26 protein-coding genes are annotated in these 24,311 nt (G+C 42.7%); 6 read left to right on the forward strand and 20 right to left on the reverse strand.

Annotated elements, in window-relative coordinates; translation table 11 throughout:
- The first annotated feature begins 39 nt into the window (after window positions 1–39).
- A complete protein-coding gene (locus tag F0361_RS01045) occupies window positions 40–1,227 on the forward strand; it encodes a tyrosine-type recombinase/integrase (protein WP_154916855.1) in 1,188 nt (395 codons plus the stop codon).
- Here F0361_RS01045 and F0361_RS01050 read toward each other — a convergent pair.
- The 15 genes from F0361_RS01050 to F0361_RS01115 form a co-directional block, all read right to left on the reverse strand.
- Entirely contained in the window at window positions 1,219–3,093 is a 1,875-nt protein-coding gene (locus tag F0361_RS01050) for a hypothetical protein (RefSeq protein ID WP_154916856.1), read from the reverse strand. The genes F0361_RS01045 and F0361_RS01050 overlap by 9 nt on opposite strands.
- A complete protein-coding gene (locus F0361_RS01055; protein WP_154916857.1) occupies window positions 3,071–5,677 on the reverse strand; it encodes a hypothetical protein in 2,607 nt (868 codons plus the stop codon). The genes F0361_RS01050 and F0361_RS01055 overlap by 23 nt, the downstream gene beginning before the upstream one ends.
- Window positions 5,677–9,474 (reverse strand): phage tail tape measure protein, encoded by a 3,798-nt coding sequence (locus F0361_RS01060; protein ID WP_154916858.1) that lies wholly within the window; start codon window positions 9,472–9,474, stop codon window positions 5,677–5,679. The genes F0361_RS01055 and F0361_RS01060 overlap by 1 nt, the downstream gene beginning before the upstream one ends.
- A 388-nt stretch (window positions 9,475–9,862) precedes the next feature.
- Window positions 9,863–10,417 (reverse strand): DUF4468 domain-containing protein, encoded by a 555-nt coding sequence (locus F0361_RS01065; RefSeq protein WP_154916859.1) that lies wholly within the window; start codon window positions 10,415–10,417, stop codon window positions 9,863–9,865.
- Between the two features lie 2 nt (window positions 10,418–10,419).
- Window positions 10,420–10,785, reverse strand: coding sequence for a hypothetical protein (locus tag F0361_RS01070; protein WP_154916860.1), 366 nt, complete (start codon window positions 10,783–10,785; stop codon window positions 10,420–10,422).
- 422 nt (window positions 10,786–11,207) lie between these two features.
- Window positions 11,208–11,360: a membrane lipoprotein lipid attachment site-containing protein gene (locus tag F0361_RS18605; protein WP_161598180.1), complete on the reverse strand. Its 153-nt coding sequence runs from the start codon at window positions 11,358–11,360 to the stop codon at window positions 11,208–11,210.
- A gap of 220 nt (window positions 11,361–11,580) precedes the next feature.
- A complete protein-coding gene (locus F0361_RS01080) occupies window positions 11,581–11,958 on the reverse strand; it encodes a hypothetical protein (RefSeq protein ID WP_154916862.1) in 378 nt (125 codons plus the stop codon).
- Between the two features lie 5 nt (window positions 11,959–11,963).
- The gene (locus F0361_RS18610; protein ID WP_161598181.1) at window positions 11,964–12,122 is read right to left on the reverse strand and encodes a hypothetical protein; all 159 of its coding nucleotides are present in this window, start codon (window positions 12,120–12,122) and stop codon (window positions 11,964–11,966) included.
- Complete coding sequence (locus F0361_RS01085) at window positions 12,106–12,339, reverse strand: hypothetical protein (protein WP_154916863.1); 234 nt, start codon at window positions 12,337–12,339, stop codon at window positions 12,106–12,108. Before F0361_RS01085 ends, F0361_RS18610 begins: the two co-directional genes overlap by 17 nt.
- A gap of 19 nt (window positions 12,340–12,358) precedes the next feature.
- Complete coding sequence (locus tag F0361_RS01090) at window positions 12,359–12,820, reverse strand: hypothetical protein (protein ID WP_154916864.1); 462 nt, start codon at window positions 12,818–12,820, stop codon at window positions 12,359–12,361.
- Entirely contained in the window at window positions 12,817–13,701 is an 885-nt protein-coding gene (locus tag F0361_RS01095; protein ID WP_154916865.1) for a hypothetical protein, read from the reverse strand. Before F0361_RS01095 ends, F0361_RS01090 begins: the two co-directional genes overlap by 4 nt.
- Window positions 13,698–14,003 (reverse strand): hypothetical protein, encoded by a 306-nt coding sequence (locus F0361_RS01100; protein ID WP_154916866.1) that lies wholly within the window; start codon window positions 14,001–14,003, stop codon window positions 13,698–13,700. The genes F0361_RS01095 and F0361_RS01100 overlap by 4 nt, the downstream gene beginning before the upstream one ends.
- An 11-nt stretch (window positions 14,004–14,014) precedes the next feature.
- Window positions 14,015–14,962, reverse strand: coding sequence for a DUF6712 family protein (locus F0361_RS01105; protein ID WP_154916867.1), 948 nt, complete (start codon window positions 14,960–14,962; stop codon window positions 14,015–14,017).
- Entirely contained in the window at window positions 14,959–16,326 is a 1,368-nt protein-coding gene (locus F0361_RS01110) for a hypothetical protein (protein ID WP_154916868.1), read from the reverse strand. The genes F0361_RS01105 and F0361_RS01110 overlap by 4 nt, the downstream gene beginning before the upstream one ends.
- Window positions 16,323–16,601, reverse strand: coding sequence for a hypothetical protein (locus tag F0361_RS01115; protein ID WP_154916869.1), 279 nt, complete (start codon window positions 16,599–16,601; stop codon window positions 16,323–16,325). Before F0361_RS01115 ends, F0361_RS01110 begins: the two co-directional genes overlap by 4 nt.
- Before the next feature lie 404 nt (window positions 16,602–17,005).
- Here F0361_RS01115 and F0361_RS01120 point away from each other — a divergent pair, with 404 nt between their 5' ends.
- The 5 genes from F0361_RS01120 to F0361_RS01140 all read left to right on the forward strand — a co-directional run bounded on the left by F0361_RS01120 (window position 17,006) and on the right by F0361_RS01140 (window position 19,231).
- Window positions 17,006–17,401 (forward strand): hypothetical protein, encoded by a 396-nt coding sequence (locus F0361_RS01120; protein ID WP_154916870.1) that lies wholly within the window; start codon window positions 17,006–17,008, stop codon window positions 17,399–17,401.
- A gap of 52 nt (window positions 17,402–17,453) precedes the next feature.
- A complete protein-coding gene (locus F0361_RS01125; protein WP_154916871.1) occupies window positions 17,454–17,675 on the forward strand; it encodes a hypothetical protein in 222 nt (73 codons plus the stop codon).
- A gap of 2 nt (window positions 17,676–17,677) precedes the next feature.
- Window positions 17,678–18,070, forward strand: coding sequence for an ArdC-like ssDNA-binding domain-containing protein (locus F0361_RS01130; RefSeq protein WP_154916872.1), 393 nt, complete (start codon window positions 17,678–17,680; stop codon window positions 18,068–18,070).
- The gene (locus F0361_RS01135; protein WP_154916873.1) at window positions 18,057–18,701 is read left to right on the forward strand and encodes an N-6 DNA methylase; all 645 of its coding nucleotides are present in this window, start codon (window positions 18,057–18,059) and stop codon (window positions 18,699–18,701) included. The genes F0361_RS01130 and F0361_RS01135 overlap by 14 nt, the downstream gene beginning before the upstream one ends.
- Window positions 18,702–18,934: 233 nt before the next feature.
- A complete protein-coding gene (locus tag F0361_RS01140; RefSeq protein ID WP_154916874.1) occupies window positions 18,935–19,231 on the forward strand; it encodes a hypothetical protein in 297 nt (98 codons plus the stop codon).
- 546 nt (window positions 19,232–19,777) lie between these two features.
- Here F0361_RS01140 and F0361_RS01145 read toward each other — a convergent pair.
- The 5 genes from F0361_RS01145 to F0361_RS01165 are packed head-to-tail and all read right to left on the reverse strand — an operon-like array spanning window position 19,778 to window position 24,226.
- Window positions 19,778–21,487 (reverse strand): hypothetical protein, encoded by a 1,710-nt coding sequence (locus tag F0361_RS01145; RefSeq protein ID WP_154916875.1) that lies wholly within the window; start codon window positions 21,485–21,487, stop codon window positions 19,778–19,780.
- A complete protein-coding gene (locus F0361_RS01150) occupies window positions 21,459–22,085 on the reverse strand; it encodes a hypothetical protein (RefSeq protein ID WP_154916876.1) in 627 nt (208 codons plus the stop codon). The genes F0361_RS01145 and F0361_RS01150 overlap by 29 nt, the downstream gene beginning before the upstream one ends.
- Window positions 22,082–22,387: a hypothetical protein gene (locus F0361_RS01155; RefSeq protein ID WP_154916877.1), complete on the reverse strand. Its 306-nt coding sequence runs from the start codon at window positions 22,385–22,387 to the stop codon at window positions 22,082–22,084. The genes F0361_RS01150 and F0361_RS01155 overlap by 4 nt, the downstream gene beginning before the upstream one ends.
- A 2-nt stretch (window positions 22,388–22,389) precedes the next feature.
- Complete coding sequence (locus F0361_RS01160; RefSeq protein ID WP_154916878.1) at window positions 22,390–22,965, reverse strand: hypothetical protein; 576 nt, start codon at window positions 22,963–22,965, stop codon at window positions 22,390–22,392.
- A 49-nt stretch (window positions 22,966–23,014) separates the two neighbouring features.
- Entirely contained in the window at window positions 23,015–24,226 is a 1,212-nt protein-coding gene (locus F0361_RS01165; protein ID WP_154916879.1) for a hypothetical protein, read from the reverse strand.
- Window positions 24,227–24,311: the final 85 nt, after the last annotated feature.

Consider the following 24,311-nt stretch of genomic DNA (forward strand, 5'->3'; position numbering starts at 1 on the left):
GTTAACTAACTGGCAGTCCACGCCTTAATTTTTTCTATTATGACCTATTTCGCACAGGAATTTGTCACAAGATTGGACACAAAGAAAATGTTTGTGACAATCAAGACTAAATTCGTCCTAAGGGATTACATCAACCAAGAGGGTAAAAGCCCCCTCTACCTGTTCATTTCTTCACCAGGCGACAGGAAAAGGCCTAAAACCGACCTGGAATTCTTTCCAGAAGATTGGGACCCCATTACCCAGCGTTTAAAGCCCAAGGCCTACAACTCTGAGACTTATAATCAAGTTTTAGATAACATCGAGGCCAAGATTGCCAAAATCAAAACCATTTACTTACTGAACGAAAAACCACTCACTGCTTCCAAACTCGAATATGAGTTGAAGAACACCACGGACCGTGTCGACTTTAAGGTATTCTTCAGAAAGCAGATGGAGGCTGAAAAGAAAATGTATTCAATGCGCTATTACAAACGCATGATGGTCGTACTTAACAAAGTGGAGGATTACCCAGGGGAAATCCTTTTCTCCGATATTACTCCGGACTTTGAAAACAAGTTCAGGGTGTACCTGGCCGATATGGGAAATTCAAAAACCACGATAAATTCAAACCTTTCCGTACTCAAAAAGTTCCTCATTAAGGCCCAAAAGTCCGGAATAAAATTTCCCTTGGACGCCTTGGACGTCAAAGTAGGCAAAACACATGGCAACCGAATCGACCTTAAACCAAAGGAACTGGAGAAATTTTACAATTTCTATTTCTCCGAATTCATTTCCGAGGAATGGAGCCTTGTATTGGGTTACTTTCTTTTCTCCTGTTTTACCAGCATTCGTTGGGGCAATATCATGGAGCAGAACCGGGAGCAATTGTTAAGCCAACGAATGATTCGCTTTTACGTTTCCAAATCGGAGAAGCTACAATCAATCGTAATCAACGATAAAGCCTATAAAGTCATCCAACACAATCCGAAGCTTTTCGTAGAAGAGCTTACCGATGTCCATGTAAATCGGGAAATAAAGAAAATTGCCCAGCTTCTGGGCTACAAATCAAAAATCAGTTTTCACGTGGCCAGGCATACGTTCGCGACCAATTTTATCCGCATGGGCGGGAGTGTCATAAAATTAAAGACCATCATGGGTCATTCCAAAATTGAAACCACTATGATATATGTCCACATTGTTGAACAGGAGGCCAATGAAGATATGGCCTTAATGGATAAATTATTTTAAGCTCTCCATTTCCAGTTCCACTTCAAAGAAGGGTCTTCCCGGAACGTTCGTTTTGTTGAGGACCCTTATGAGGTGGTAATTATTGTACATGAACACATGGGACTTGCCGGTTATTTCCCGCGCCAATAACTCATGGGCCCTAAACCTGGTCACAAATCCTTGGGAACGCAAGCGAAAATCCAACCATTTGGACCAATGGGCCGCATAAATCTCGGGCATTTGAATAGTTATATTGTCCTCGGCCACGTTCAGCTGTGCCGGTTGCCCTTCGTACAAGATAAAACACATTTTTGACTTACCATCATCCACTGCCAAGGCCGTGGTTACATCGTTCCGAAAAACATTGGGCAAGGGTATGGCATCGATTACGATTTCATTCGTCTTTTCATTGGTTGAAAATCCATCGGTCTGAACGCCCTCGATATCCACATAGACACTTTGAAGTTGTAGGTTCTCATCGTCCACATCGGCAAATTTCAACAAAAAGGAATCGCCTTGGGAAAACCTTCGCCTTGGTGTTTTCTGGTTGAAACCACTCAAATCAATGGCATCTGTCACGCTCAATTGGGGTTCTATGTAGTTCATAAAGATATCCTTCCCGTCAAGTGCGATATCCATATTCTTCCAGTTTTTAATGCACTTCACCAAATCCCCAAAGGTTACGTCCGGAACACATTTGGTAAGATCCAGTTTTTGTGTAGTGATTATCGGAGGAATCAAAGCCCCATTTTCATAAATGGCCAATGGCGTAATCGTCAAATCCACCAATGGCTGTTGATTGTCCACCACATCGTTCACCATTCCATAGGAAATCTGATTCGATTCGATACGCAATACATCGTTGATGTTTTCAACATCCACAATGATGTCAACGGTTCTGATAACACTACTGAATCCGGAGCGCAATAAGCCTTCGTAGCGTCTCCAAACTTGATTTCCCTTGAACAAAACTTTGGCCTCCGCCTCGGAGTTTTCCCGGCGCAAATAAATATTACCGGCAACTTTATAGCGACCGACCTTAGGGAAGGTATAATCGAATCCGTACCGACCCAAAGTAGTCGTAATACTGCCCAAGCTTAAAAACCCGAACGTATACCGTTGCCTATATTGCTCGATGAATTCATCCGTTTGATAAACAATCTCCTCCCCTTCAATCCTGGCATTTACATACTCCTCGGTTTCCTTGTAAAACAACAATTTCAAAATATCCGGGTCGGTAAGGATATCACCCTTTAGATTGAAACCGGCATCCTGAAAACCGGCCTTGAGCACATGCAACAAATACGGCATAGGAATCATGATGTTCCTATTATAGGTCAGGTTATCGTTCACGTCGAACTCATTGACCAAAAAGGCACCATTCTTATAATTGTTGATGATACGCTCAAATCCCAGCCAACGGTCTTCCTCCGGGTCAAAGCTATCCGTATGGACCTGGACAAAGTTGTAATTGACCGCAGGATAGGTCTTATCGATAATATCCTCCGCATGGTCAAAAAGGGATTCGGGCAAATCGTTCTTTTCCAAGGGAAGCTCGCTCAGTTTCTTGTCGAAATTGGGCAGTTCCTCAAAGCCGTAGCTGATTTCCACCGATGCGATATGGTCCAAGGTTTCCAGGATTTCGAGCTCCGCCTCGTGATGGGTGCCATCGATAAACAAATAGCCTTTGTAAAAAGTTCTGGGCGATTCCACATTGAAATCCTTGATCGCACCAAAGGCCGTGCTGATTTCGTCCGTCAGCTTAATCTCGAAAGGAAAGGTGTACTTCGTAAAAAACGTATCGCTGAACCAGGTATTTTCCTCTATCCTGTTAATCTGATAGCTGGACAGGTCCAGTTCAAAATCATCGTGGATAAACTTTTGCATCGTTCTCTGGGTTGATTAAAAATTCTACCGTGTAAGCATAGGTCGCCTTATTGGAATCGTAGTTCGTCATTTTCTTGCTCTGTGGTACCAAGGGTATTTTGTAATCCGTATTGGGAAGAAAAAGCCATGCCCTTGGGGAGCGCATCAAACTGTCCAACAATACATGGTTGTCCCTAAGCAGCCAACCGGTATTCGCCTTCAATGGCTGGGCTTTGTTCGTCTCCAGTATCTCCTTGATGTTTACCAAATTTTGATAGACCGAATTTTCGATTCGTTCATATTCGCTATCGATGCTATAATCACCGGTAAATTCCAAAAGCTCCAATTGCTCATGTTCGGTGACCCAAGCCAAATGATAGGACTGTTTATTTTCCGGAAAGACATAGAACTTGCGCTCATGATAGCCCCCGTTACCGTCCGATATTTTAACGAATACCAGGTCGCCAGGCTTATTGTCCTTAAAACTTACTATCATCCCGAACATGGAATTTTGGACGGTATCATGCTGCACCGTACTTTTTAAAACACCGTTTACATGGATTTCTATGGTGTGTACGCCCGATCGTTTTATAAAATTGACGATGCCGTAACTATTGGGCGTTACCCGTACAGGATGCTCACTGAACATGGTGCCCACATCATCGCCAAAACCTTCAGGTTTGGTTCCCTTCACGAATAATAGATTGTTCAACTCATAAGTATTCACTACCGCATCGTTACTATAGGCGCGTTGCTCCATAACAATATCCAGCTTGGCAGGTAGATGGTAGGCAAACGGCCTATTCACCCTACTTTGCAAGTCGGTAGGTATAAATTGGCCAATATTCTTCAGGGAATCCATGAGCGAATCCACAAACTCGCCCGGGTGAAAACTTGCCTTGCCGTTGAAAATGGGAAAATGCTCCGGGTATTCCCTATTTTGTAGCACGCCATTAAAATTATAGGTCGATGCCTTTAAAACGGCCCTAAGATAGGACCCGACGACCCGAGTCGCCAAGTTCACATAAATCTGGTCCTTGGTAAAATTGATTTTGCCAGGCAACAGTTCCGTAAACGAATTTGCCTTGACCACATAGGTAACGGGCACGGTTACCGTACCCTCGGCGGACGTCAGAACGATTTCACCCGTATAGGTACCAGGGGCAAAGTTGACGGAATCCGAAGGATCAACCGTACCCGAAAAGGTATTGCCCAAATCACCGTTGACCGTCAACCATGCCGGAACCTCGTAGGTATATGGCAATGGGCTAACGATACGGATTGCCTGGGGAGCCGCTTCCTCCACCCCAATCGTCGCCTCAAAATTGAAGCTCGTGGGCGTTACCCGTATCTCGTTCGTAGGCGCTACCGATACCTTGACAGGCACGACAATACTTCCTCCGGAATAATTGATGGTAATCGCATGATCATAGAAACCTTCCCCAGCATCCTCTACGGACCTGTTCAAGTATATCTGAAAGGTACGCGGTCCGCTGGTACGCTTGATGTTGAATTGCTTGGTACTTTCATCCGTAAGATTGGCACCCGATATCGTGAAAATTTTGGAATACGTAATCGTATAAGAACCAAATACACTCACGAACAAATTCTGGGGCTGGGGCATGGCCTCGCCAATGGTATGGATATATTCCAACAAAACGGGATCCGTATATTCATCGTTCGCGCCGGTTACATTTACGGTAATAGGAAACTCGATGGTTTCCATAACGCCACGGCTACCCGTCCTTGAGTCCAGCCCAGTAACCTCAAAGGTGATGGAGCTCGAATATTGACCGGCGTCCAACAAACTGAAATTGATGAACTCGATGACGGTTGAAAGCTTCAAGGGATTTCCGTCCAATTCATACACCGTTCCACCGCCCAAGGTCGCAGAAAAGAAATCGGCCAAGAGACCATTTCCGGTTCCCCTATTACTGATCACTTCTACCTCATAATCCGAAAAGAAGCGATATTCTGAAGAAGCCGCATAATTCCGAATCCGAGTCTTTAAATCAACATCTGCCGGAACCGCCGTGCCCTGTGTCCAATCAAGATTAATGGAAGCCACACCAAAGCCCCATCCCTGTTGATACAATACGCTTCCATTGTAGCCAGTAGCCCCACCTGGATTGAATATTTGGTTCGGGTCCATTTGAAGCGGAGCTTCATCGCCCGTAAAAGTTCCTGCGGTACAATAATTCTTCAAACCTGCGGGAATCGTATTCCGCAATTGCAGCACCACATTGTTGAAAGCAGTAACCTGCAAGGCCGTAGCAGTACGCCATATTTCCAACAATACATCATTGGGCAGAGTTACCTGGATGCGGTCTTCATAGGCCACGGCCCGCTTCACATTAATAATATTGGCGATAGAACCCGCCAAGAAGGCATAGATAGCGCTATTGGATGTTATAAAAGTTATCTGACGGATAAACCGATAATCCGTAGCATACTGGAAGTAATCCGCAGCGCATCCGGAGAGGGCAAAATCAGCGTTTACCGTATTGACGGTAAACTGCACCTGAAGGGCCTCGACAATCTTGTTACAGGCCGTATTGGCCGTATTGTCTAAGAAAATAGTATTGTTAAATGCGTTGTAGGGCATTAGCGTCTGTTTTTAGCTCTTAAATTTTCGTAATCCTGTATATCCTCCCGTAGATCTTTGGCCACCTGAAGGGATCGTTTTAGATAGGCTTGAACCCCCTCGCGATCCAGTTTCTCCAAAAGGGCATTCGTTCTTTGTAAGGTTGCCATCATCATCAGCCTTTCCTCAGTCGATGAACTATCTGAGAACTCCGGTGCCTTGGTCTGGGTTTGGTAGTACCCACTCTCATAACCCTTTACCCTGGCAATCTCACGGTAGAGGCTGTTTTTAAATTCTGGATTGAACTGCTTAAAGGCCTTGCCGTCAATGATCATTTCCGGAAAGTCCTTACCGCCCTCCCCTGCCAAAAAGTATTTGGGTTTGTCCACCAACTGGGTCGATGGCCTGCCCCCATAGCTGGCATTGAAGACACGGCCATCCTGTTCCCTTTGAATGGGCATGTTGCCATAATAGCCCATTTCAAAACCTTTGGCAGGCAAAGGTGTTTTTCGAATGGCGTTAATCTGAAGTTGGCCCAATGTTCCCATAAGTACGGCCGCAATGGTACCACCGATCGGGCCCAGCTGGGCATATGCCTGCATGATAGCCACCGCAGTATTGATAAGTACGTTTGAAATACCCTGTACCTTGTCACTCTTGGACTGTTGGTATTCCAACTCCCATTTCTTTTGGGCCGTTTCCGCCTCAATAGACCTTACCGCTTCATCATGCTGGCGTTGGTTGATCAAACCGTTATTCAGGTTGTCTTCAACCATCCTACGCTTACGGTCCTGTAGCTTTTCAAAGTTCTCAAACTCTGCCCTATTCTTGCGCATCGTAAACTCGGTGAACTTACCATAGGCATTACTTAAAGCTGCTACCACTACAAGTGCAGCGTTCATTTTTTGCTCTACGGTATCCAAGTTTTCAAAGGTCGCTTCCCATTGATCAGGCGTAAAACCGAACAAATCGGCCGAACCAAAAGTACCTTCGGTTGCAGAAGGTTGGTCTTCATCCGGACTGGCACCCGTACCTAAGGCCGATTTAGCAACACCTATTTCACTTAACTTGAGAATGAGTTCATCAGCAAGCGAATTGAAGGTGGCCAATTGTTCCGGAGAAAGTAATTCCAGATTGATACCTTCAAAATACCCGGAGTTTTGAATTTCATCCAACATACGGAGAAGCTCCTGCAAGTGCGCTTCCTCCCTTTCCAGTTCTTTCGCATTGAATTCCTCCTGAAGCTTCTCCTTGGCTTTTTCATTATTGCCCAAACTGGCAAGCTCCTGATTGTGCCATAAAAGGCGTTGGGCCTTTTCCTTTTCGTAACCTTCCCCATATTTGGTAAAGCGCTCCGTGAGGCCCTTCTCAATGATGGTACCAATCTTCAGTTGGTTGATTTCCTCCTGGATCTGAATCTGCTTGTTGATCTCCGCATTGATTTCCGTAGCATTCGCAATACCGGTCACCTTTTGACTTTGCAGGTCCTGAATCTTGCGTTCATGGGCCACTCGCTGAATCTCCAGTTCCTTTCGGTAACTGTCCGACAACAATTCCAAACGCGCATCTTCCGTTGCCCTGGTAAAATCCAACAGGGATTTTTGACGGGCCGCTGCACCGCCAGTGGCCCCACCCGTAGGAACTTTGAATCCACCACCTCCAGAACCTCCTGTAGATGTACCCGTAGTTGTGGGAGGAGGCGTAGGCGTTTCACTGGCAAACAACAAATCGATATCGGATTCCGAATAATTGAGCTCCTTCAATTGTTTCAACAGGTCCAGCCTACGTTTGTCCTGTTCCTCTATTTTTCTATTAAGGTTATATAACTCCGTTCTTTTACTGACCGACAATTTGATAATTTCCTGAGTCTCCTTATCGTAGAACGCACCCGGATTATTCTGCTGAAACGCCCTTTGGGCACGTCTTGAGGAATCATCGGCAGCATTTGCCTGGGAAGTTGCTTCTGGCAAAAGTCGCTCCAAGCGTTCCTTTTCCTCCTGAGCTCCTTTTAGTCGGGATGCCAAAGTAGCTGCCTCTTCATCAGCAGCCAAACGTTTCAATTTTATTTGATCCCTAACCGCCTGCGTATTCAATTTTAGGGCACCGGTTTCCTTATCAATAGCCACAACGGAATCCCCCAATGAATTTTGAAGCTGTAGGGTGATGCCGTCCAACCGTAATTTCTCATCGGCCGTTGGAATTACACCATCCTTATACAAGGCTTCATATTCTTCCAAAAGCTCCGCACTGCTATTGGCCAAATTCCTATTGGCACGTGCATTTTCAAATATCGTTTTGCTTTCCTTTTCAAAGGCTTCATTAAGGTCATCAGCTACTCCCACCAAATCGGCCAAGCCCATTATTATACCTTTGATTCCGCTTACTATTGGCCCGTTTACAAAAATTCCCCTGAAGTATTTCTGGAGCTTGTCCAACGTGGCAGCGAAATTATTGTTTTTGATGTTGTACTCGTTGATCAAGCTTGTCCCCTCTTCCATGGAACGGTTACTAATCTCCATCAATTGACCAAAACGCTCCGTATTGTTAGATAGCGCTCCCAATACCTTATTGGCACCATCTGCAGAAACGCCTAAATACTGTAAGGTATTGGCGGTATCCGTGGCATTCATGCCCTGCAAGCCTTTGGCAAACTTGATAAGGAACTCCAATGGATTCTTATTGATAAGATCTTGGACCTCCTTATTTGTAATGCCCATGACTTCCGCAAACTTGGCCGATTCCTCGGCGGCTTGGGTCAAAAGAATCGAGTAGGCCCGACCGGCAATCTCTGCCTGAATGCCGTTTTCCTCAAAGGCGGCACCCAAGGCCAGGGCGTCACTTATTGAAGGCTTGAGCGCATCCGGAAGCGAACCGACACGGGTTGCGAAATTGGCGATGTTTATCTCAGTGGCCACACCTTGGGCGCCAAGGTCATTAATGGCGGAACCGATGGCATTGTAAGCCTGGTCCACGCTCTGGTCCTTGGTCTCCTTAAAAAGCAATTTTAATTTACCAAGTTTGCTAGCGGTTTCCTCAACACCCCCAGGAAAAGAATCCCCTAGAGCTACCACCGCTTTGTCCATAACAGCTACAAAGTCCGCAATCTCTTCTTTAGCAATACCGATACGACCTCCCTCCTCAGCAATCTTCAATAAATCTATCCTATTGGTACGTGTCTGCAGCAACCCAAAGGATTTGGCCATATCCTCCACCTCCTTTTTGGTAAGTCCGGTGGTCTTCTGAACATCAGCCACGGCATCCGAAAGTTTCCCATTAAAGTCAATCAGCTTTTGAACGGAGAAAATTACACCTGTAACCGTGGCAATTACGGATGCACCTAGTGCTGCATATTTGTTAAAGCCATCGGCCAAAGAACTCAAACCAAACTTGGAAGTCCTCCCTTGGGTTCTTAATATACCCAGCTGAGCATTGACGGCCTTTAGGTCGTTTTGAAATCGTTTATACTCCGCAGATCCCGGAACCATATTGTTGAATTGAAGGCGCAGTTCAGATGCGCGCTTTTTCAATTGATTCATGGTAAGCCCTGTAATCCCTATCTGCTTTTGAAGCTCAGACATACGGACCTTATTCAGTTTAAGGACCGTATTGTTTTCCTTGATTTCTTGGGTGATGCGTTTGTACTCCTCACTTTCCTTTTTTCCTTGGGCAAATAGGCGCACCTTTTCCTGGCGCAGTTCCTTATTACGTTGGGTAAGATCCCGTGTGGATTTCTCCAGGTCGTAGAGCTCCTTCTGTGCGCGGTCACCATTGACAATAATGGAAAAGCGCATTTCCTCATCTACGATTCTTTTGGCCATGGACTTGAAGTTTGCCCAATATTAGCCAAATGCAATTGCTAGGGATGTAACATGAAAGAATCTAAGCTACTTCAAAAAAATCCGAGAATTCGTGGGTAGCATATACGTCGTCATCCTCCAAAGTGAGAATATTTCCCGACCTTTTCCATAACGAACCCCGATCAACGGCAACGCCTTCTTTACTAACAATATCGATAGTATTTCTAAACCAAACCTTCATAAGGTACAACGGCGGAAGGCGCTGTCAGGTTACACAAGCATTAAATGCGAAGTTATAGACCCCCGGCCCTTACGGGTTACGGACGCCTTCCGGAAAACTCAGTTTAAAAAATTGCTTGTGTAATTCGACAGTGCGAATATAGGAAAGATTTAATTTTAATCCTTAATTCTACCAATCATCGTTCAGGATTTCCTTTTTCTTCTTTTGTGCATATATACCGATATCAACGAAAAGTGCTTGTGCATGCTCATCTATAGCTCCCTGAAGATGCGTCCAGACCTCATTATGATATTTTTTGGACATTCCCTTAGTAGCGTAAACTTCAGCGTTCGTTACCAAACCTAAACCACACGGGGTAGTATGAATAAAATCGCTCAAAACAACCCTAAATCGATTGTCCTTAAAATCTAATCGCATTTTATATTTCACACTTCCATCATAACATTGATACATGAGTCCTTTTGGATAATCATAGTTAAAACTAGTATTGGCAACTATAACTCCTGTTTCCTTTTCATCAATGTTCAAACGGTCATCATTTATTTTATAAGTATCAACTAGCCACTCCTTTAATACTCCATAAATTACATTCTTGGAAACACTATCCATTGGGATAACCTGAGATATTTCCAAAGGTTCCTGAGCCTGAGCAAATTTTACAACTAGCGTCATAAAAATAATCAGGCACCAAAAAATGATACCATGCCTATCATTGTCTTTCATATTTAATCCCTTTGCGTAAATCTAAATAATATTTCCCGTTGGTCATAACCGGCAATCCCAGAAAGCAACAACGCTAACTTATTGGTCAGCTGTAAAATTTCAACTCTTTTCTGATGATCATCCGCTTCCGGACTTTCCATAAAGGCATTGACCAAGTGCTGCAGGTTTTGCAAATGGTTTTCCATTTTGTCCATGCTCAAGAGGTCCACAGCCCATTTGGCAAGTTCGTTCTTAAATTTATTGGGATTTTTAAAGGTTTCCTCAACCCCTTCAACCAATCTGGCAAAATCCGCATCATCCAATTTTCCATCCCGGTGCAGTTCCTCTGCCACCTCCAATACCAATGCCAATTTATGTAGTCCCTTCATTCCTTAATATTTTAGATTTTGCCACTTCTATTTTATCCTGAACACGTTTGATCAATAACCAACGCAGCAAGAAAATTGCGGAGGCCACCAAAACCGTGGTTCCGACTACATATACTTGCAGATACGAGTCATCAACCATTTGATAGTCCAAGAATATCCAATACAGCTGTAGCATATAACAGTAAATAGGCACTATATACATGATGGTCCGTGGCCTAAGTATAGACCCGAAAATTATAAGTACCGGCGATATGGTCTGGGATAAAAACCATACATAGGTCTGCCAATCCATTCCCACTTTTTCCCAACGTTCAGGCACATTCAATGACATATTTATAAATGCCATAGCCTTATCCGAATAGAGTACAAACCCGGATAAGGCTATTAGGGCATTTCCAATTAGGGAAGCCAGAAACGAATGCTTAACCGTTCCCGCCCCCAGAACCAGGTCTTTTAATCTTGGAGCCGTCCACGGACTGGATTTGGTTGAGTTCCTCATAATCTTTGTTCGAATCTTCTTCTGTACACGCGGATAACACTGCCAATAGTCCTAAAGCAAATACCACTTTTTTCATTTGGATAAATTTTAAGGTTTACATCTCTTAAAATAACCCAAACGAAGTCATGCGTGAGCCGGGGGAGCTTTCACTTATTAAAAAGTTATTCAAGCAAAGATATCCGCGGGGGTGAAAAAAGCAAGAAGGAAAACCTTATAAAAATGGAGGACATTTTGATATTCGGATAAAATATTCAAAACTTTCGATGAAGTAATTCCTTTTTGTAGGAATTTTAACACTAATCCAAGCCCCGCATGATTTCCCTGGTCTCCTCAGTGAAACCAAAACGCAACCTGCGAACGATATTATTCGCATGGCCGTACAAGATTCGGTTATGAATGGGATAGTTTTTCTTTTTGATAATACCGTCTGGGGTACGGCGGCGCTTCATATCAATGAAACGATGCTTCATGAGGTGATCAAAGGCCAAAACGGTGTCCGTTACGTCAATCTTACGTTGGGCAAAGAGCTCACGGCTCTTAAAACCGGACCGCGACATCCTTTTGGTCTGTTCCTTACGAATGTCCTCGCCCTCTTCCTGAAGCACTGTGCGTATGAACCTACGCTCCAATATTAGATTGTCCCGGCTATTGTTCCGTTTCTCCAGCAAGGCCATGATTACTAAATATCGAGATTATTGGTAATTATTTTTCCCTTGGCCATACGTACCGCCTTGGAAATCTCTTTGCTTGCAATTTTAACAGCATCGGCCTTGATTACTCCCAAATTGGATTCATCCAAATTTGTGGAAGGCCGTAAGTTTTCATTGTTTAGGTTCATTTCTAAAGGGTATTATGTCACCATCCGTCCTTACAAAATTTTCGAACTTCAAATGACCTGTTTTCCAAAGTACCTCCAGCATGGCAGCTGTAGATGTTTTTTTTCGCTCTGGATGCCGCCAATTAAACACCTGGTGTTTTGTGGCATCCAATTTTTTCATGGCTTCCTTATCATGTACCACATGATTGAAAAGCTGTACTATTTCGGCCTCTGTCATAGTTGCCTAAAGTACAACTTTATAAATCTGTACGCAAGTTAAAACTGATCATATAGCCATTTGTTCCCGCCTTTGCCCATACCGGTTGCATCTGTATGGAGCTCTCGTTCAAAAAATAAAATTTAGGACAGGTATTGGGATTGTTCTTTTCCTGGATCAAACGCTCGATAAATTTCCTACTTACCATGGCCGTTTCATGCATGACATCGATAAAGTCATCACTTGACAAATTGGAGTACTCCACTTTTTTCAAAATGAGAAAATCCAACGTATTACCCATCATTAAGGCATCGTCTCCATCGGAGTCGGACGCATAATCCGGGAGCACACCAACGAGCAAAAGATTATCGGCCACGTGCATCTGACTTACCTCCTTGGCCATTTGGGAATCATCGATAACAGGCTTTACCATATTAATTTCGGCGATATCGGCCTTACAAACGGCTAGAAACTCCCTTAAATCATTTGGTGTAAAAATCATTTCTTGTTTTTTTGAGAATCCATTTTAGCCTTATAATCCCGATCGCGTTTGGTGAGATCGTACATACGCATGAGAATTTCCCACAGATTCTCACGCTTCAATTCATTGATACTGCCAAAAACCCCACTTTCCGCCAAGGTGTACAAGGTACTTTTCATTCCTATGCCAGGAATATCGCTCTTGAAATTGTCCTCTCCTTCCTCGAAAAGGATGGATAAATCCAATTCCCTCCCCTGCCAGTAAATCTTGGCGGTCGCCAAGTACTTTTGAAAGCTGGCAAACAACAAATAAAATCCATATACCTGTCCGAAATACAATTTTCTAAAAATCTTGGCCCGCCTTTCCACATCATTTTCAAAATATTGTTTTCGTCGCTGCCCTTTTTTAGGAATCAGCATGATGGGACGGTAAAGAGTGGCCATTAATCGGTATAAATATTCATCGTCACCTGTAGCATGGTATTCCGAGAACAAATGCAAGGCGTCTATATATTCCCCAAATTGCAGATTGGCAAAGTCATCACTTGGACCATAATAATTAATGAATACCGGCCTTACCTTTGGAATGGGATTATGCACGTAGTATTGCTTCAATACTTTGACCCCATTTTCCCCATCTTCAAAAAAATCATCGACCAAATTCGATAACTTGTACACATTCGCCATTTTTTCTTCCTGGACACTTGGATTCTCATTTTCGACCGGCTCCATGTTAAGCAGTTTATACACGGCATGAATCCTAAAAATCTCATAAGATAATTTTCCATGCTGCAACTGATAAATAAGCATGCTCATTTCATTGTATTGTCTTTCGTCACACTGCGAAAGGTCTTCCGGCATGTACAACTTGGTTCCGGTATGAGGGATTTCCAATGTTATCATTTTGCGAATTGTAAACTATAGTTCACAACGACCTTACATTCTTCCATGCGTTGCCTGTATTTGGCATAAACGGCATCAACGATTTCCCTTCTTAGGCTGGGTTTTATGAATTTGCTCCGGGGATTGACCTTGAATTCATCCGTAATGAATTGATAGATTTCCTTTTTTAGCGCTACCCTGGCTTTCGTGCGTTCGATTAAATTATCCTGAAGAGTGGCAGTGAGCTTGTCAATTTTACGCATCCTAAAATAGTCCTTCCATTGCTGGATCCATCGCCTAAAAAAGTCGATAATTGCTTTCATGTATTCTTGAGTTATGTAGTTACGAATGCGTCATCATCGTCAAAACCAAATGTGTAATTCGGCTCAGATGCCTCGATGGATTCCTCCACCTCTGGTGCCACACTTTCCTCTATCCTTAGCAGGAGTCTTTCCGCATCTTGCATAAATTCCTGTGCAGCCCAGGCATATTCGTTCCCCATTGGCGGTTGTTTACCTTGGGTTGTGGTCCGCTCGCCAACAAAACGCTGCAAGACACCTTCAGGGAAAAGTGTTACGGTAAGCCTGCCCTTCATGGCCCATGATAGGGCCCAATACACGCAAGCTTCCTTCACCAAAGCCAAAAGCTCCGCTTTTTGCGAAGCATCTTCTTTCAAAGCCGTCATTTCGTCTTTCCCAAGCCTAGGAAGTATCGCCATTTGTTCTGCTTGACGCAAACCCGGAGTAAGCCGTAACAAAAGATACCTACTGTTGTTTATGTCAAAAAACTCCTGAAAATCCTGAGTCTTTGAAACAAAAAGTGCATTGAGTTTTTTATACTGATCCGTGGCCTTCCAACTGGCCAGACTTTCCAGAGTGGTCAACAATTGATCCAGGGATTGATAATACATGCGTTCCATATTATCATTGTCACGATCCAAAAGCCATTCAAATGCCTGCTTCTCATGATCATCCACCCGCATACGACGACCGTTCACCGTGTGACCCACGTCATTTGAAGGAACATATCTTCTATAAGCCTCGATGCAAATAGCATCTTGAAGGGCATCTATATAGAAAATATTGGGCTCCTGATCATTCCCGGCTTCGTACATGGCCTGTATCACATCATAGGTTTCCTTTCCGATGATATCCTGAACCGTCAAAGTTGCATTGCGAATAAAGCGCTTCAAATTTTCAAACGAGGTTCCGTTATCCAAAAAACCTATATGCTCCTTTAATTCGGCATTTCCTGCATTGTTTTTATTGAAAATAAGCTTCATTCCCCTTGGTTTTTGATTCTATCCGATGGTGTGATATCCTCTTCCCTTTGTGGCGAGATGTGATAAAAACCAATCTTTACGTTCTTGTTAGGCCAATTTGCCCTCAATGCAAAGTTTATTGCCTTACATACTATCATTTCCGGTATGTCGATACCTGTCTGCAAATATTCCTTCATAGCGTAGATACGTTCAGAACCTCCATTGGAACGCCCTGATTCAGATACATTCCCTAACACATTTCCAATTCCAATCCCAGAACTTACCGCATGGTCTGCTCTTTTCGATATTTCTATCTGTGCATCGATGAAATCCTTGACCTTTTGATCAATGACTTTAATTTCCCAACCATGCTCAATTAGATTGGTCCCCTCCACCGTGAAGTCCTTGGTAGTGTGCCAAAACTTTCCGGTATTCTCCTCTCCAGATAATACTTTGGCTATTTTTTTCAAAAATGCCGACTGCCATAGTACGAAATCCTTTTCCCTAAACTTTTTGCCTTGTTTGGTGGCTTCCTCTTCCATATCCGTTTTTCTATCATCCCAGAATTTTTGAGGGGAAATCACATGATACTTAACATTGAGACTGTTTTTGGAAAGCGCTTTTAGTATTAATGGAATTGCGGTTGAACGCCTAAGCCATTCGAAGCTTCCATAAATGTCCGGAACAGTGTAGTAATCTGAACAGAAGCTGTACATATTGCTATAGTAGATAGCATTCTTATGTTCGAAGGGATTCTTAAAATCGAATATTGGATATATTTTGGGATTAAGAATAGCGTTGATCATTTCAAAATTCCAATCGGTCACCACAACGTGCGTTGGTTTAATTTCATTGGAACTTAAATCACAGGCTAACCGGGATCTATCGGGCATGCAATGCTCAAGCTTGGCTATCGATGGTTGCCCTACTCTACCCCCACGACTTCTATAAAACTTTGTGAAAACTCCTTCAATGTGATTGAAGTCCACACATGCTGCAGTAAGATAGTCTTCATAGTCCCATGATTGTAACCACTCCTGGATCTCTTTATCCTCTACCCACTCTCTAATCAGTACTTTATTTTCTATCTTTTCAATGTAAAGCTTAGGGCCTTTTCCCCATAACCATTGAGTCTTCTTCTTTACCAGTCCTGGAGCTATATAGTTCTGTTGAACTATATCTCTTATTTGCTTTGGTAGTTGATTGTCATTGCCATACGGAAATACTCTCCAGTTACCAAGATGGTATTTGTTATCAGTCCAATCAAGAGTTTGTTTATCCACACGATAAGAATCAAAACTTCTTGGATTGTCCGATACTTCAAAAGTGAATACACTTTCAGCTACTTCTACTATTGCATTATCCCCGATGTATTCTATATTCATGGTATGACAACAAATCCGTTAAACTTGGTTAGCAATGGCAGATAAAACCATTTTGGCGACCCACTTGGTTCCTCTGTATATCCAATAAGTACTTCAGCCCTTTCGGATTTATCCCTACTAAGCCCAGTCCTAAGAAGAGCCTTGTCCACCTTCTTCAATCCATCCGATTTATTTTGAGAGTAGTTACATGTAACAAACTCCATTGAAAATGGTGTGGATAACATAGTTAGTTCCCTCATCCTATTGAGGGCATCGTATGTCCTTATTGTATCCATGCAATTGCATTTTGATACAATGATACTAATAGGAATTCCCCACCCATGTAACATGAACCTTAATGTACATGGTGGGTCTATTGGAAGTGGTGTTTAAGTGCGCGATCATATTTCCCAAACCTGTTTAGATGTGCAATTGCACAAACGATTTTCAGCGGGTCGGTGTCTTGATTCATGCAAATCAATTCATAACCCCGCCTTTCGGGGTTTATTCATTGATTTTCAGAATGTAACCAAAAATTAAATTTTTCAAATCTTGGATTTTCTCCTATGAAAGGAATAATGTCTGCTTTATTTAGATAAGATCTAAACTATTAATTTTCAGTTTTTTTTATTTCTTAAAAGTTGTCTAATAGACAACCTTTTATTATCTTTAAGTATTAGTAATCAAATAGTTATACGTTATGAGTAACACAAAAACAAGCACGTCAAAGGCAGAGGAAAAAAAGGCAACCGAAAAAGTTGCAGAACAGAAACCAACCGCAAACGCTCAAAAAATGAGCACAACAAAGGTTGATGAAATTCTGAACCCTAGCGCATCCCACAGGATTAAACGCATGGAAAATTTTAAACTTTTGGCCGAACGCCATCAGTTTTTGACCAAGAAAAAAGATGAGCTAGATAAGTTCATTATTTCAAGTGATGGAACAAAAGAAAGAATTGTTCTAAAAAATGCCGAGGGCTATGAGTTCGAGGTGTCAAATTCCCAAGTAGTTGAGAAGGTCGTTGCAGTAATGCAAAGCGAGTTAGATCTATTCATTGATAGGTCAGAACAAGAGGTACTTAGCTACAATATTTAACTAGATATGCCCTACTGGCAGGTAGGGCATATTATAACAACTTATCGGAATTATGAGTAACCAAATAAGTAAGGGTAAAACTAACCCTTTTCTACTATCGGAGCAAGTCAAAAGCATCTTGCATAAAAACGGACTGAGTAAAATCTTCAATTACTCGGATTACGAAATCTTCAAAAATCGGGTTAAGACCGCCTTTAATAAAGCGCAGGCCATAGCCGATCTATTCCTAGAGGAAAACACAGAACAAAGCGACTTTAACGAATACATATTTTAATCATGGAAACAGCAGAAAGAAAGGAATCAATCCAAGAGAAAAGGGAACGATTAAAAGACCTATCGAGCAGAGCCAAGGCAATTAGGGAGGAACTTTTAAAAAAATGCAAAACACCGCAGGAAGTAGCAGAACTAGAAGCCATGAGTATTAACGACCTCATTGTAAAGTACATCTATCAAGACGAAAAAAACCAAATTTTCAACACGTTCAAAGGTTGGATTAAAAACGGGTTTTCAGTCAGGAAAGGAGAAAAGGCATTTTTGTTATGGGGCAGAAAGAAGCAAACCGTAGAGGATGCCAAAGGCGAGGAAAAAACGGAAGAATTGGAGTTTTTCCCAGTGACCTACGTTTTTTCAAATCTACAGGTTAAAGCCTTTTCAAATGGTCAAAACTAGGGAAGTACCAAGGGAGTTGAAAAACTTCAATTCCCTTTTTAATTCCCTTATTTATAGGCACGATGTTAGCACCATATTCGATGACTTTCTAACGGTTTTTATTTGCTGTTTTGCCAGGGGAACACAAGAACCGCTATACTTTGAAACTATAAAAAGGTACAATCGAAAAGAATTGGATCTATTCGCAAAAATGATGGGGGAATTAATCATTCTTTATGCCAAAGCCAAAAATGACGATGATTGGATCGATCCACTAGGGGACTATTACGAAGTACTAGCCGGACAATACAAAAAATCAAGACTTGGCCAATTCTTCACACCGAAACCGCTTTGTGATTTAATGGCCGAAATTTCATTGACCGGATCCAGTTGGGGTAAGACCGTTAACGATTGTGCTTGTGGATCGGGTAGAATGTTGCTATCATCAAATAAAGTGGTCCAAGGAAATTATTATGTGGCGCAGGATTTAGACCCTATCTGTTGTAAGATGTCCGCTATCAATTTATGTATGCACGGCATACGGGCGGAAGTCCACCAAATGGACACGCTAAGAATGACTAAGCCACACAGGAGTTATTTAATAAATCCCAAGTTTCACGAACATAAGACCCATTTAATATTGATCAAATAAAATGCAGCTGCAGGGGAGGAATTTTGTTAGCATTGCTTTTGAGGAGTACCCCATTAAAAAAAACCTGAAAACGCAAGCCGTTGCAATAGTGGGAAGGAAAAACCCGAGAATCTGAACGAATCAAGATTAAACAACTTTTTCCAACAGCTAGTAAGGGCGAAAAAAAATTTCGCCCTTACGGGCGGGCTTGGTTTTAACTTTTCTATTTTGGAAATATTCCTATTTTTGGGAATATGTCCAAAGCTTCAAAATCTAAAGAAATATTCATCCATAGGGATGGCAAAGCAATCCGCAGTCTTATCAAAGAAATTGGGGAAGAAAGGTATTTGGTAGCTCTGGAAGATTCCGGACTCACTGGACAATTAAAACCTAAACGACTTCAAGACTTCTTTCTGGAGTGGGAGGATGGCTATCCCTATCTATGCCATCAGTATCCCATGGGCAAAAAACGCAGGATTTTAAACATCATTGGGTATCAGAGCATACCTTTTTTGGGTTGGGAAAGGACCAGAATCAATGTTGAAAACTAAAAAAATTAAAGTTATCACCAATTAACCAATTTATATCCATCGTCTATTCCAAGTAACAAAAACACCCGAATTACATAAAAAACCCCAAATACATGTAATTTCTTACCAAAACCTTTCAATTCAGCAAATTGTAAACGAAAAAACTCGACTTATTAACACGTAATTGTAAGTTAACTGTGAACATTGGATGGTTGCAACTCTAAAAATTCCCCGCGCATTATTTGTAATTTTGGGTATTCGAATAAGAATTAGTGGTATAGACGGACTAGATTACTAATTACTTGGATCTGATAAAAAACCAGTCGTATCTTTGACATAAATGAACAATTTGTTCATTCATGAAAAAATAAAGCCCCTAACTTAGAGGCCTAGTAATAGATTAAGGGAAAAGTTAATCTTTGAAGCTCGTGGAAACTTAAAGAGGTCCAAACTCTTTAAGTGTAGATAAAAGATTTTCCGAATCGGGGTCCAAACCCGATTCCCCTTTTTATTACTTCCAAAAGTAAGGTTTTGGATTCTCCCGTGAAACAATTTTCGATTAAATAATTAGTCCCCCACCACACTAGGCGCCGTCATGGTACCACGCTTACGATCGTTCGTAATCTTCACCCATTTTTTGCGCCACATCAAGTATTTAAAGGCATCGCTAAAGTTCGTGGAAAACATGGGCAGTTTTTTTAATGGTAAATCCTCACTGCTTTTGTCCTTCAGTATTTCATTACTTCCTGTCCGCGTATTCTTTTTGACTTTCGTTTTCGCGAGCTCCAGACTACTCTTTAATTCCCTGCATTGGTACCGGCAGATTTTCAACCTGGGAATCTGATCATAGTACTCCCCCATCAACTTTTTGGCATAGTTGAATTCCTCACTATGGAAAATCGTAGCCTGGTTACGGTTCATCAGGTTCACCTTCCAACCGGTAGCCTCCCCATTCATCTTTTCAATATGATCCTGGATCTCGGTTGCCCAGTCCTTTTTCAATTTTTGGTATTGGTTTCCGGAACGATCATAATACAGGTTCAGGATCTTTGTTTTATGATGCTTAAAAAAGTCCAGGAATTCAATGGCCAGTTCCTTACTGCTTTCAGGGGCCAGGGTATACATGTTTTTGAACACGTAGTAATCCCTGCCCAGTTCCTGCCCAAGGACCATGCTGCACATGTTCCCAAAGTCCATGCCGGCATCTAAGGGAGCGTTGTGGTCAATGTACCTAAGGGCCAAGCTGCTTTCCTCAATTTTCTCGCCAATGGCAAATTTGTTATAGTACTCACTGATGACACCATCATGGTAAAAATGATGGTCCTGCAGATTCACATAGAATTTTTCTCCTTTTTTGAGTTCGGCCTTCAGGGATAGAATTGAGGCCTTAAATTCCTCGATACCCAAAGCTTTGAGGGAATCCGTAAAAAATCCATCGGTAAGAACGTCCACATTCACATAGGAACTGACAATAAAAAAGAAAGTGGAATCCCTTCTACACCGCACCCAACGTTCCGTCCACCGAATTAAATTTCGCTTTAGGGCCTGTACCTTTTGTCTGTTATTGTCCTTAATTGCATTGTAGAGCTCCTTTTTAATCTCGTTCATGACCAGAGCCGCTTGGAGAGCTGTCTCTATTTGCTCCCGGTCCATGTTCTTTTCCTCCTCCAATATCCAATCATAATCCCCCTCGGCAACGTTTGGCATGTCGGTAGTGAACGTCCGTCCGCGATAATACACACTATGTCCAAATCGGGTATATTCGCCCCTAAGCGCAGGCGTAAGCTTTTTGAGTTTGTCAGGATCCGTATATCGGACTTCATCCCCAAAAATATGTTGATATGAATTACCAGCTGACCCCGTAGGTTGGTCCATGGATACTAGGTTAAAAAAACATCCGTTGAAAACCGAAATCGTATGTTTATAGTTTTGGACGGGCTTGTAAGGTAACTCAAAATGGGCGGGAGGCCTTGCATCGGTAACGTAGTGGGTGCCCTCTCTCCATCCCTTTCGTTCCCAACCCTCCAAGAGTGTTGGCACCACGTTCTTTAAAGCATTGACATAGGTATCCGCAACAAACACCTGATAGCTTCCAGGCATATCATAAATGATATCCATGGACCGCTCCGCTATGATATCAGAAGTTTTGGAAGTTCCCCGCCCACCAACGAACATTAAATCCTTTGGGGAAATCAAGTCGATGGCCATTTTTATCCAAGTGGCAAATCTGCCTTCTACATCTATATCCTTATGACTTACGTGCGTCTTCCTGCTCATCCAAGAATATTTTTATGGGAAGGACTCCCGCTTCACGTTTTAGCATTTCACGATGTTTCTCGCTGAGCTCGGGCAAGGCATCAATCTGAGCCGCCAACCTATTCCTATCCACATTGGGTAGCCCCAACATTTCTGCATCCATGGCGTAAAGTTTCCAGGGCTTGGCAAACCATTCTTCCGGAAGTTCCTCTTTGTCCTCTTTATCCAACTGTCTTAGCTGCGCCAAATCCATCCGCATCTTTGAAATTTTGGCCAGATCGTTGACATCCTTGGCCAGATGTCTAGCTAAGGCGATATCCTTTTCCAAATCCTCCGCATACATGTTTCTGTAGGCATCCTTTGAAATCTTGGTATCGCTGTAGAAATATTCGGTCGCATCGTTATAGAATTTTGTGGCCAGGTACCTACTGAACCCGTCCACCTTCATCAAATGCTTTATGATGTGGTCCTTGCTTGGAAAATGGGCAAAACGCAAGCGCATGCCCCGGACTTTGTCCAATACTTCCAAATATTCCACAATACCGGGATCCGCATTATCCGGATTCCCGTTCTCTATAAAATCATAGATGATGTCCAGGTCAATATCCTCCAATCTCATTCGCTCCCAAAATAGATTTGTTCCTTCAAGTTTTCCACGGCTATCCGCTCCCTATTCTTTTCAAAGATCTGTGCGGCCGTAATATTCCCACTTTTGGCATTTTCCAATAATTTTTGGTTGATTTCAAAATCGGCCGTGAGTCTACCTCTATCATAATGAAAACGGATTTTACTTTCCGGATTTTCCCATTCCTTTCTAAAGTCTAATTTATCCAGGCTTAAATACGTCGCAATCTGATCGGGACCGTAATTGGTCGCCGACAAATCCTCGATAATCTCAAAATCTTCCTGTGATAAATCCATTTTCAAACCCTTTCAAAAATCTCCCTCCGAAACTCAAACAAACCCCTACTGTTCGCAAATACATATTGCTCCATATGGGCGTTTTCGCTCCAATTGCCACTGCCTTCAATACAGTAATAGCCTTCCATCGTTTTGGCCAAACAGACCTTGGCATGTGTCCATGCATATTGTACCTCAATATTCGGCCGTTCACGTACCAGGGCATCCAAAAGGTCTATCGTTACCGGATTCCGCTTGGGCATACTCTCGTTGATCAAAAGCGTAATCCGTTCCACCCTACCACAATCATGGAGCTCTACCAAGGCTTCAATTGTCCGCCTGCTGATGCTGTACGTACTCGCGTACAATTGGTCAATGGAAAAATCCTTGACAATCATGGGGATGAACGTAAAGGCATTAAAGGCACCTTCGGTCTGAAGGAAGAAAAACTCTTCTTTGCTTGGTAACCGCTGCAGGTCCTCCTCCAACTTTTTTATTTTTTGAAAATGCCCCAACAAATACTTTGAAGTATAATTGGGGCTTTTCACTACAGCCTCACTGTTCGCACCTGACGACCGTATTTCAAAAAACTTATTCATCCAACATTTTAACTCCCCTCTCCTCGGGAGAGGGGTCGGGGGAGAGGACTTAGGCCAAGCGCTCCTCCACTAGGTTTAACTCCTGCGTGTATTCCTTGATTTTCTTTCGGATTTTGGCCGCGGCATCTTCCTCCGGATTATTCTCCAGCTTCTTGCTTTCCCTGCTGATATAGCTGCGCAAAGTATTTCTGCGGGTAACCAACTTGGCATCGGTCAAACTCGCCACCTTTTCCTTTAGGACTTCATCCGCGAATATGGGATGGTTGCCCAGAATTTGACCATTGTCCCTGTAATACTCCAGTTCGTCCCAAATGGCATGGTTCAATTCAAAGGCCTCAATCGTTTCCTTGGCCAGTTCGTACAACGCATTATCGGTAAGGCTCAACTCTTGGTTATCTTGATTGGTTACCTTCACCAATTCCGCATGGTTTTCCTTGTATTGGATCCAGGCGGTCAACATATCGGCCACCAAGATTTTTAATTTATCCGGACAGTCTTTCTCACTGAGGAAAGGAAAATGCTCGCGGAGCTTCAGACCGCCTTTTACATTGTCCGGGGCTTCCTCAATCGCCGTTGCAAAAACTACAATGTTTTTACCGTCCTTGTCCGTGATATCGTCTCCAGAACCGTCTCCAGAACCTTGATCCGGGTTTTGGTCACTGAGCGGCTCGCCCTGAGCGGAGCCGATGGGAGTCATAGTGACTTCTTCCCCATTCACGTCTATGGATTTGACAATCTGAAGCACTTTTTGGCCAATCTCTTCAACTTTACCAGTTTCATCTTTCCAATGCTCCAATGAAACTAAGAGAGTTTTAAAAATTTCTTCTTCAGTAAAAGGAACTTCATCTTCATGTACAAATACCGATTTATGTTGCTCAACATATTCCTGCATCGGCTTCCATAATTCCAAAATAGCCGTAGGATAATCACCAGAAGGCATGTTTGCCAAATACACAACGATTGCCTTAACTTCTTCGGGCATTAAAGCCAGTACAGCTTCCAAGGTGTATGGTGTTTTATCTTTAACAATTTCCATTTTCTTCACCTTAGCCCGTAACTCCAAATCCGTTATACCGTGCAGATGCTGCAGGTCATAACAGATATTTTGGAGGTTGACCTTCGTAAACCCTGCGCGACTGTAATAGTTCACGGAGGGAATACTCTTGCCCTCGCTTTTTCGGTAAAGCTCCATCGCCTTATTGTAGCGTTCCTCCGGAATGCCCTTTTGCTCACGTAAGAACTCCAATACTTTTTCTCTCATAATTTCCATTTTATGGTCATTCCCTTGAAGTCGGGAACCTCCCTATTGTTACTTTGATTCCAAATATTGCAATTGCAATTGCAAC

The sequence above is a fragment of the Maribacter flavus genome (assembly GCF_008386635.1).
In the GTDB taxonomy this organism is placed as follows: domain Bacteria; phylum Bacteroidota; class Bacteroidia; order Flavobacteriales; family Flavobacteriaceae; genus Maribacter; species Maribacter flavus.

Coding starts and splice junctions, on each gene's coding strand:
- F0361_RS01045 (WP_154916855.1), top strand. CDS start 40: ATGACCTATTTCGCACAGGAATTTGTCACAAGATTGGACACAAAGAAA.
- F0361_RS01050 (WP_154916856.1), bottom strand. CDS start 3,093: ATGCAAAAGTTTATCCACGATGATTTTGAACTGGACCTGTCCAGCTAT.
- F0361_RS01055 (WP_154916857.1), bottom strand. CDS start 5,677: ATGCCCTACAACGCATTTAACAATACTATTTTCTTAGACAATACGGCC.
- F0361_RS01060 (WP_154916858.1), bottom strand. CDS start 9,474: ATGGCCAAAAGAATCGTAGATGAGGAAATGCGCTTTTCCATTATTGTC.
- F0361_RS01065 (WP_154916859.1), bottom strand. CDS start 10,417: ATGAAAGACAATGATAGGCATGGTATCATTTTTTGGTGCCTGATTATT.
- F0361_RS01070 (WP_154916860.1), bottom strand. CDS start 10,785: ATGAAGGGACTACATAAATTGGCATTGGTATTGGAGGTGGCAGAGGAA.
- F0361_RS18605 (WP_161598180.1), bottom strand. CDS start 11,360: ATGAAAAAAGTGGTATTTGCTTTAGGACTATTGGCAGTGTTATCCGCG.
- F0361_RS01080 (WP_154916862.1), bottom strand. CDS start 11,958: ATGGCCTTGCTGGAGAAACGGAACAATAGCCGGGACAATCTAATATTG.
- F0361_RS18610 (WP_161598181.1), bottom strand. CDS start 12,122: ATGAACCTAAACAATGAAAACTTACGGCCTTCCACAAATTTGGATGAA.
- F0361_RS01085 (WP_154916863.1), bottom strand. CDS start 12,339: ATGACAGAGGCCGAAATAGTACAGCTTTTCAATCATGTGGTACATGAT.
- F0361_RS01090 (WP_154916864.1), bottom strand. CDS start 12,820: ATGATTTTTACACCAAATGATTTAAGGGAGTTTCTAGCCGTTTGTAAG.
- F0361_RS01095 (WP_154916865.1), bottom strand. CDS start 13,701: ATGATAACATTGGAAATCCCTCATACCGGAACCAAGTTGTACATGCCG.
- F0361_RS01100 (WP_154916866.1), bottom strand. CDS start 14,003: ATGAAAGCAATTATCGACTTTTTTAGGCGATGGATCCAGCAATGGAAG.
- F0361_RS01105 (WP_154916867.1), bottom strand. CDS start 14,962: ATGAAGCTTATTTTCAATAAAAACAATGCAGGAAATGCCGAATTAAAG.
- F0361_RS01110 (WP_154916868.1), bottom strand. CDS start 16,326: ATGAATATAGAATACATCGGGGATAATGCAATAGTAGAAGTAGCTGAA.
- F0361_RS01115 (WP_154916869.1), bottom strand. CDS start 16,601: ATGGATACAATAAGGACATACGATGCCCTCAATAGGATGAGGGAACTA.
- F0361_RS01120 (WP_154916870.1), top strand. CDS start 17,006: ATGAGTAACACAAAAACAAGCACGTCAAAGGCAGAGGAAAAAAAGGCA.
- F0361_RS01125 (WP_154916871.1), top strand. CDS start 17,454: ATGAGTAACCAAATAAGTAAGGGTAAAACTAACCCTTTTCTACTATCG.
- F0361_RS01130 (WP_154916872.1), top strand. CDS start 17,678: ATGGAAACAGCAGAAAGAAAGGAATCAATCCAAGAGAAAAGGGAACGA.
- F0361_RS01135 (WP_154916873.1), top strand. CDS start 18,057: ATGGTCAAAACTAGGGAAGTACCAAGGGAGTTGAAAAACTTCAATTCC.
- F0361_RS01140 (WP_154916874.1), top strand. CDS start 18,935: ATGTCCAAAGCTTCAAAATCTAAAGAAATATTCATCCATAGGGATGGC.
- F0361_RS01145 (WP_154916875.1), bottom strand. CDS start 21,487: ATGAGCAGGAAGACGCACGTAAGTCATAAGGATATAGATGTAGAAGGC.
- F0361_RS01150 (WP_154916876.1), bottom strand. CDS start 22,085: ATGAGATTGGAGGATATTGACCTGGACATCATCTATGATTTTATAGAG.
- F0361_RS01155 (WP_154916877.1), bottom strand. CDS start 22,387: ATGGATTTATCACAGGAAGATTTTGAGATTATCGAGGATTTGTCGGCG.
- F0361_RS01160 (WP_154916878.1), bottom strand. CDS start 22,965: ATGAATAAGTTTTTTGAAATACGGTCGTCAGGTGCGAACAGTGAGGCT.
- F0361_RS01165 (WP_154916879.1), bottom strand. CDS start 24,226: ATGAGAGAAAAAGTATTGGAGTTCTTACGTGAGCAAAAGGGCATTCCG.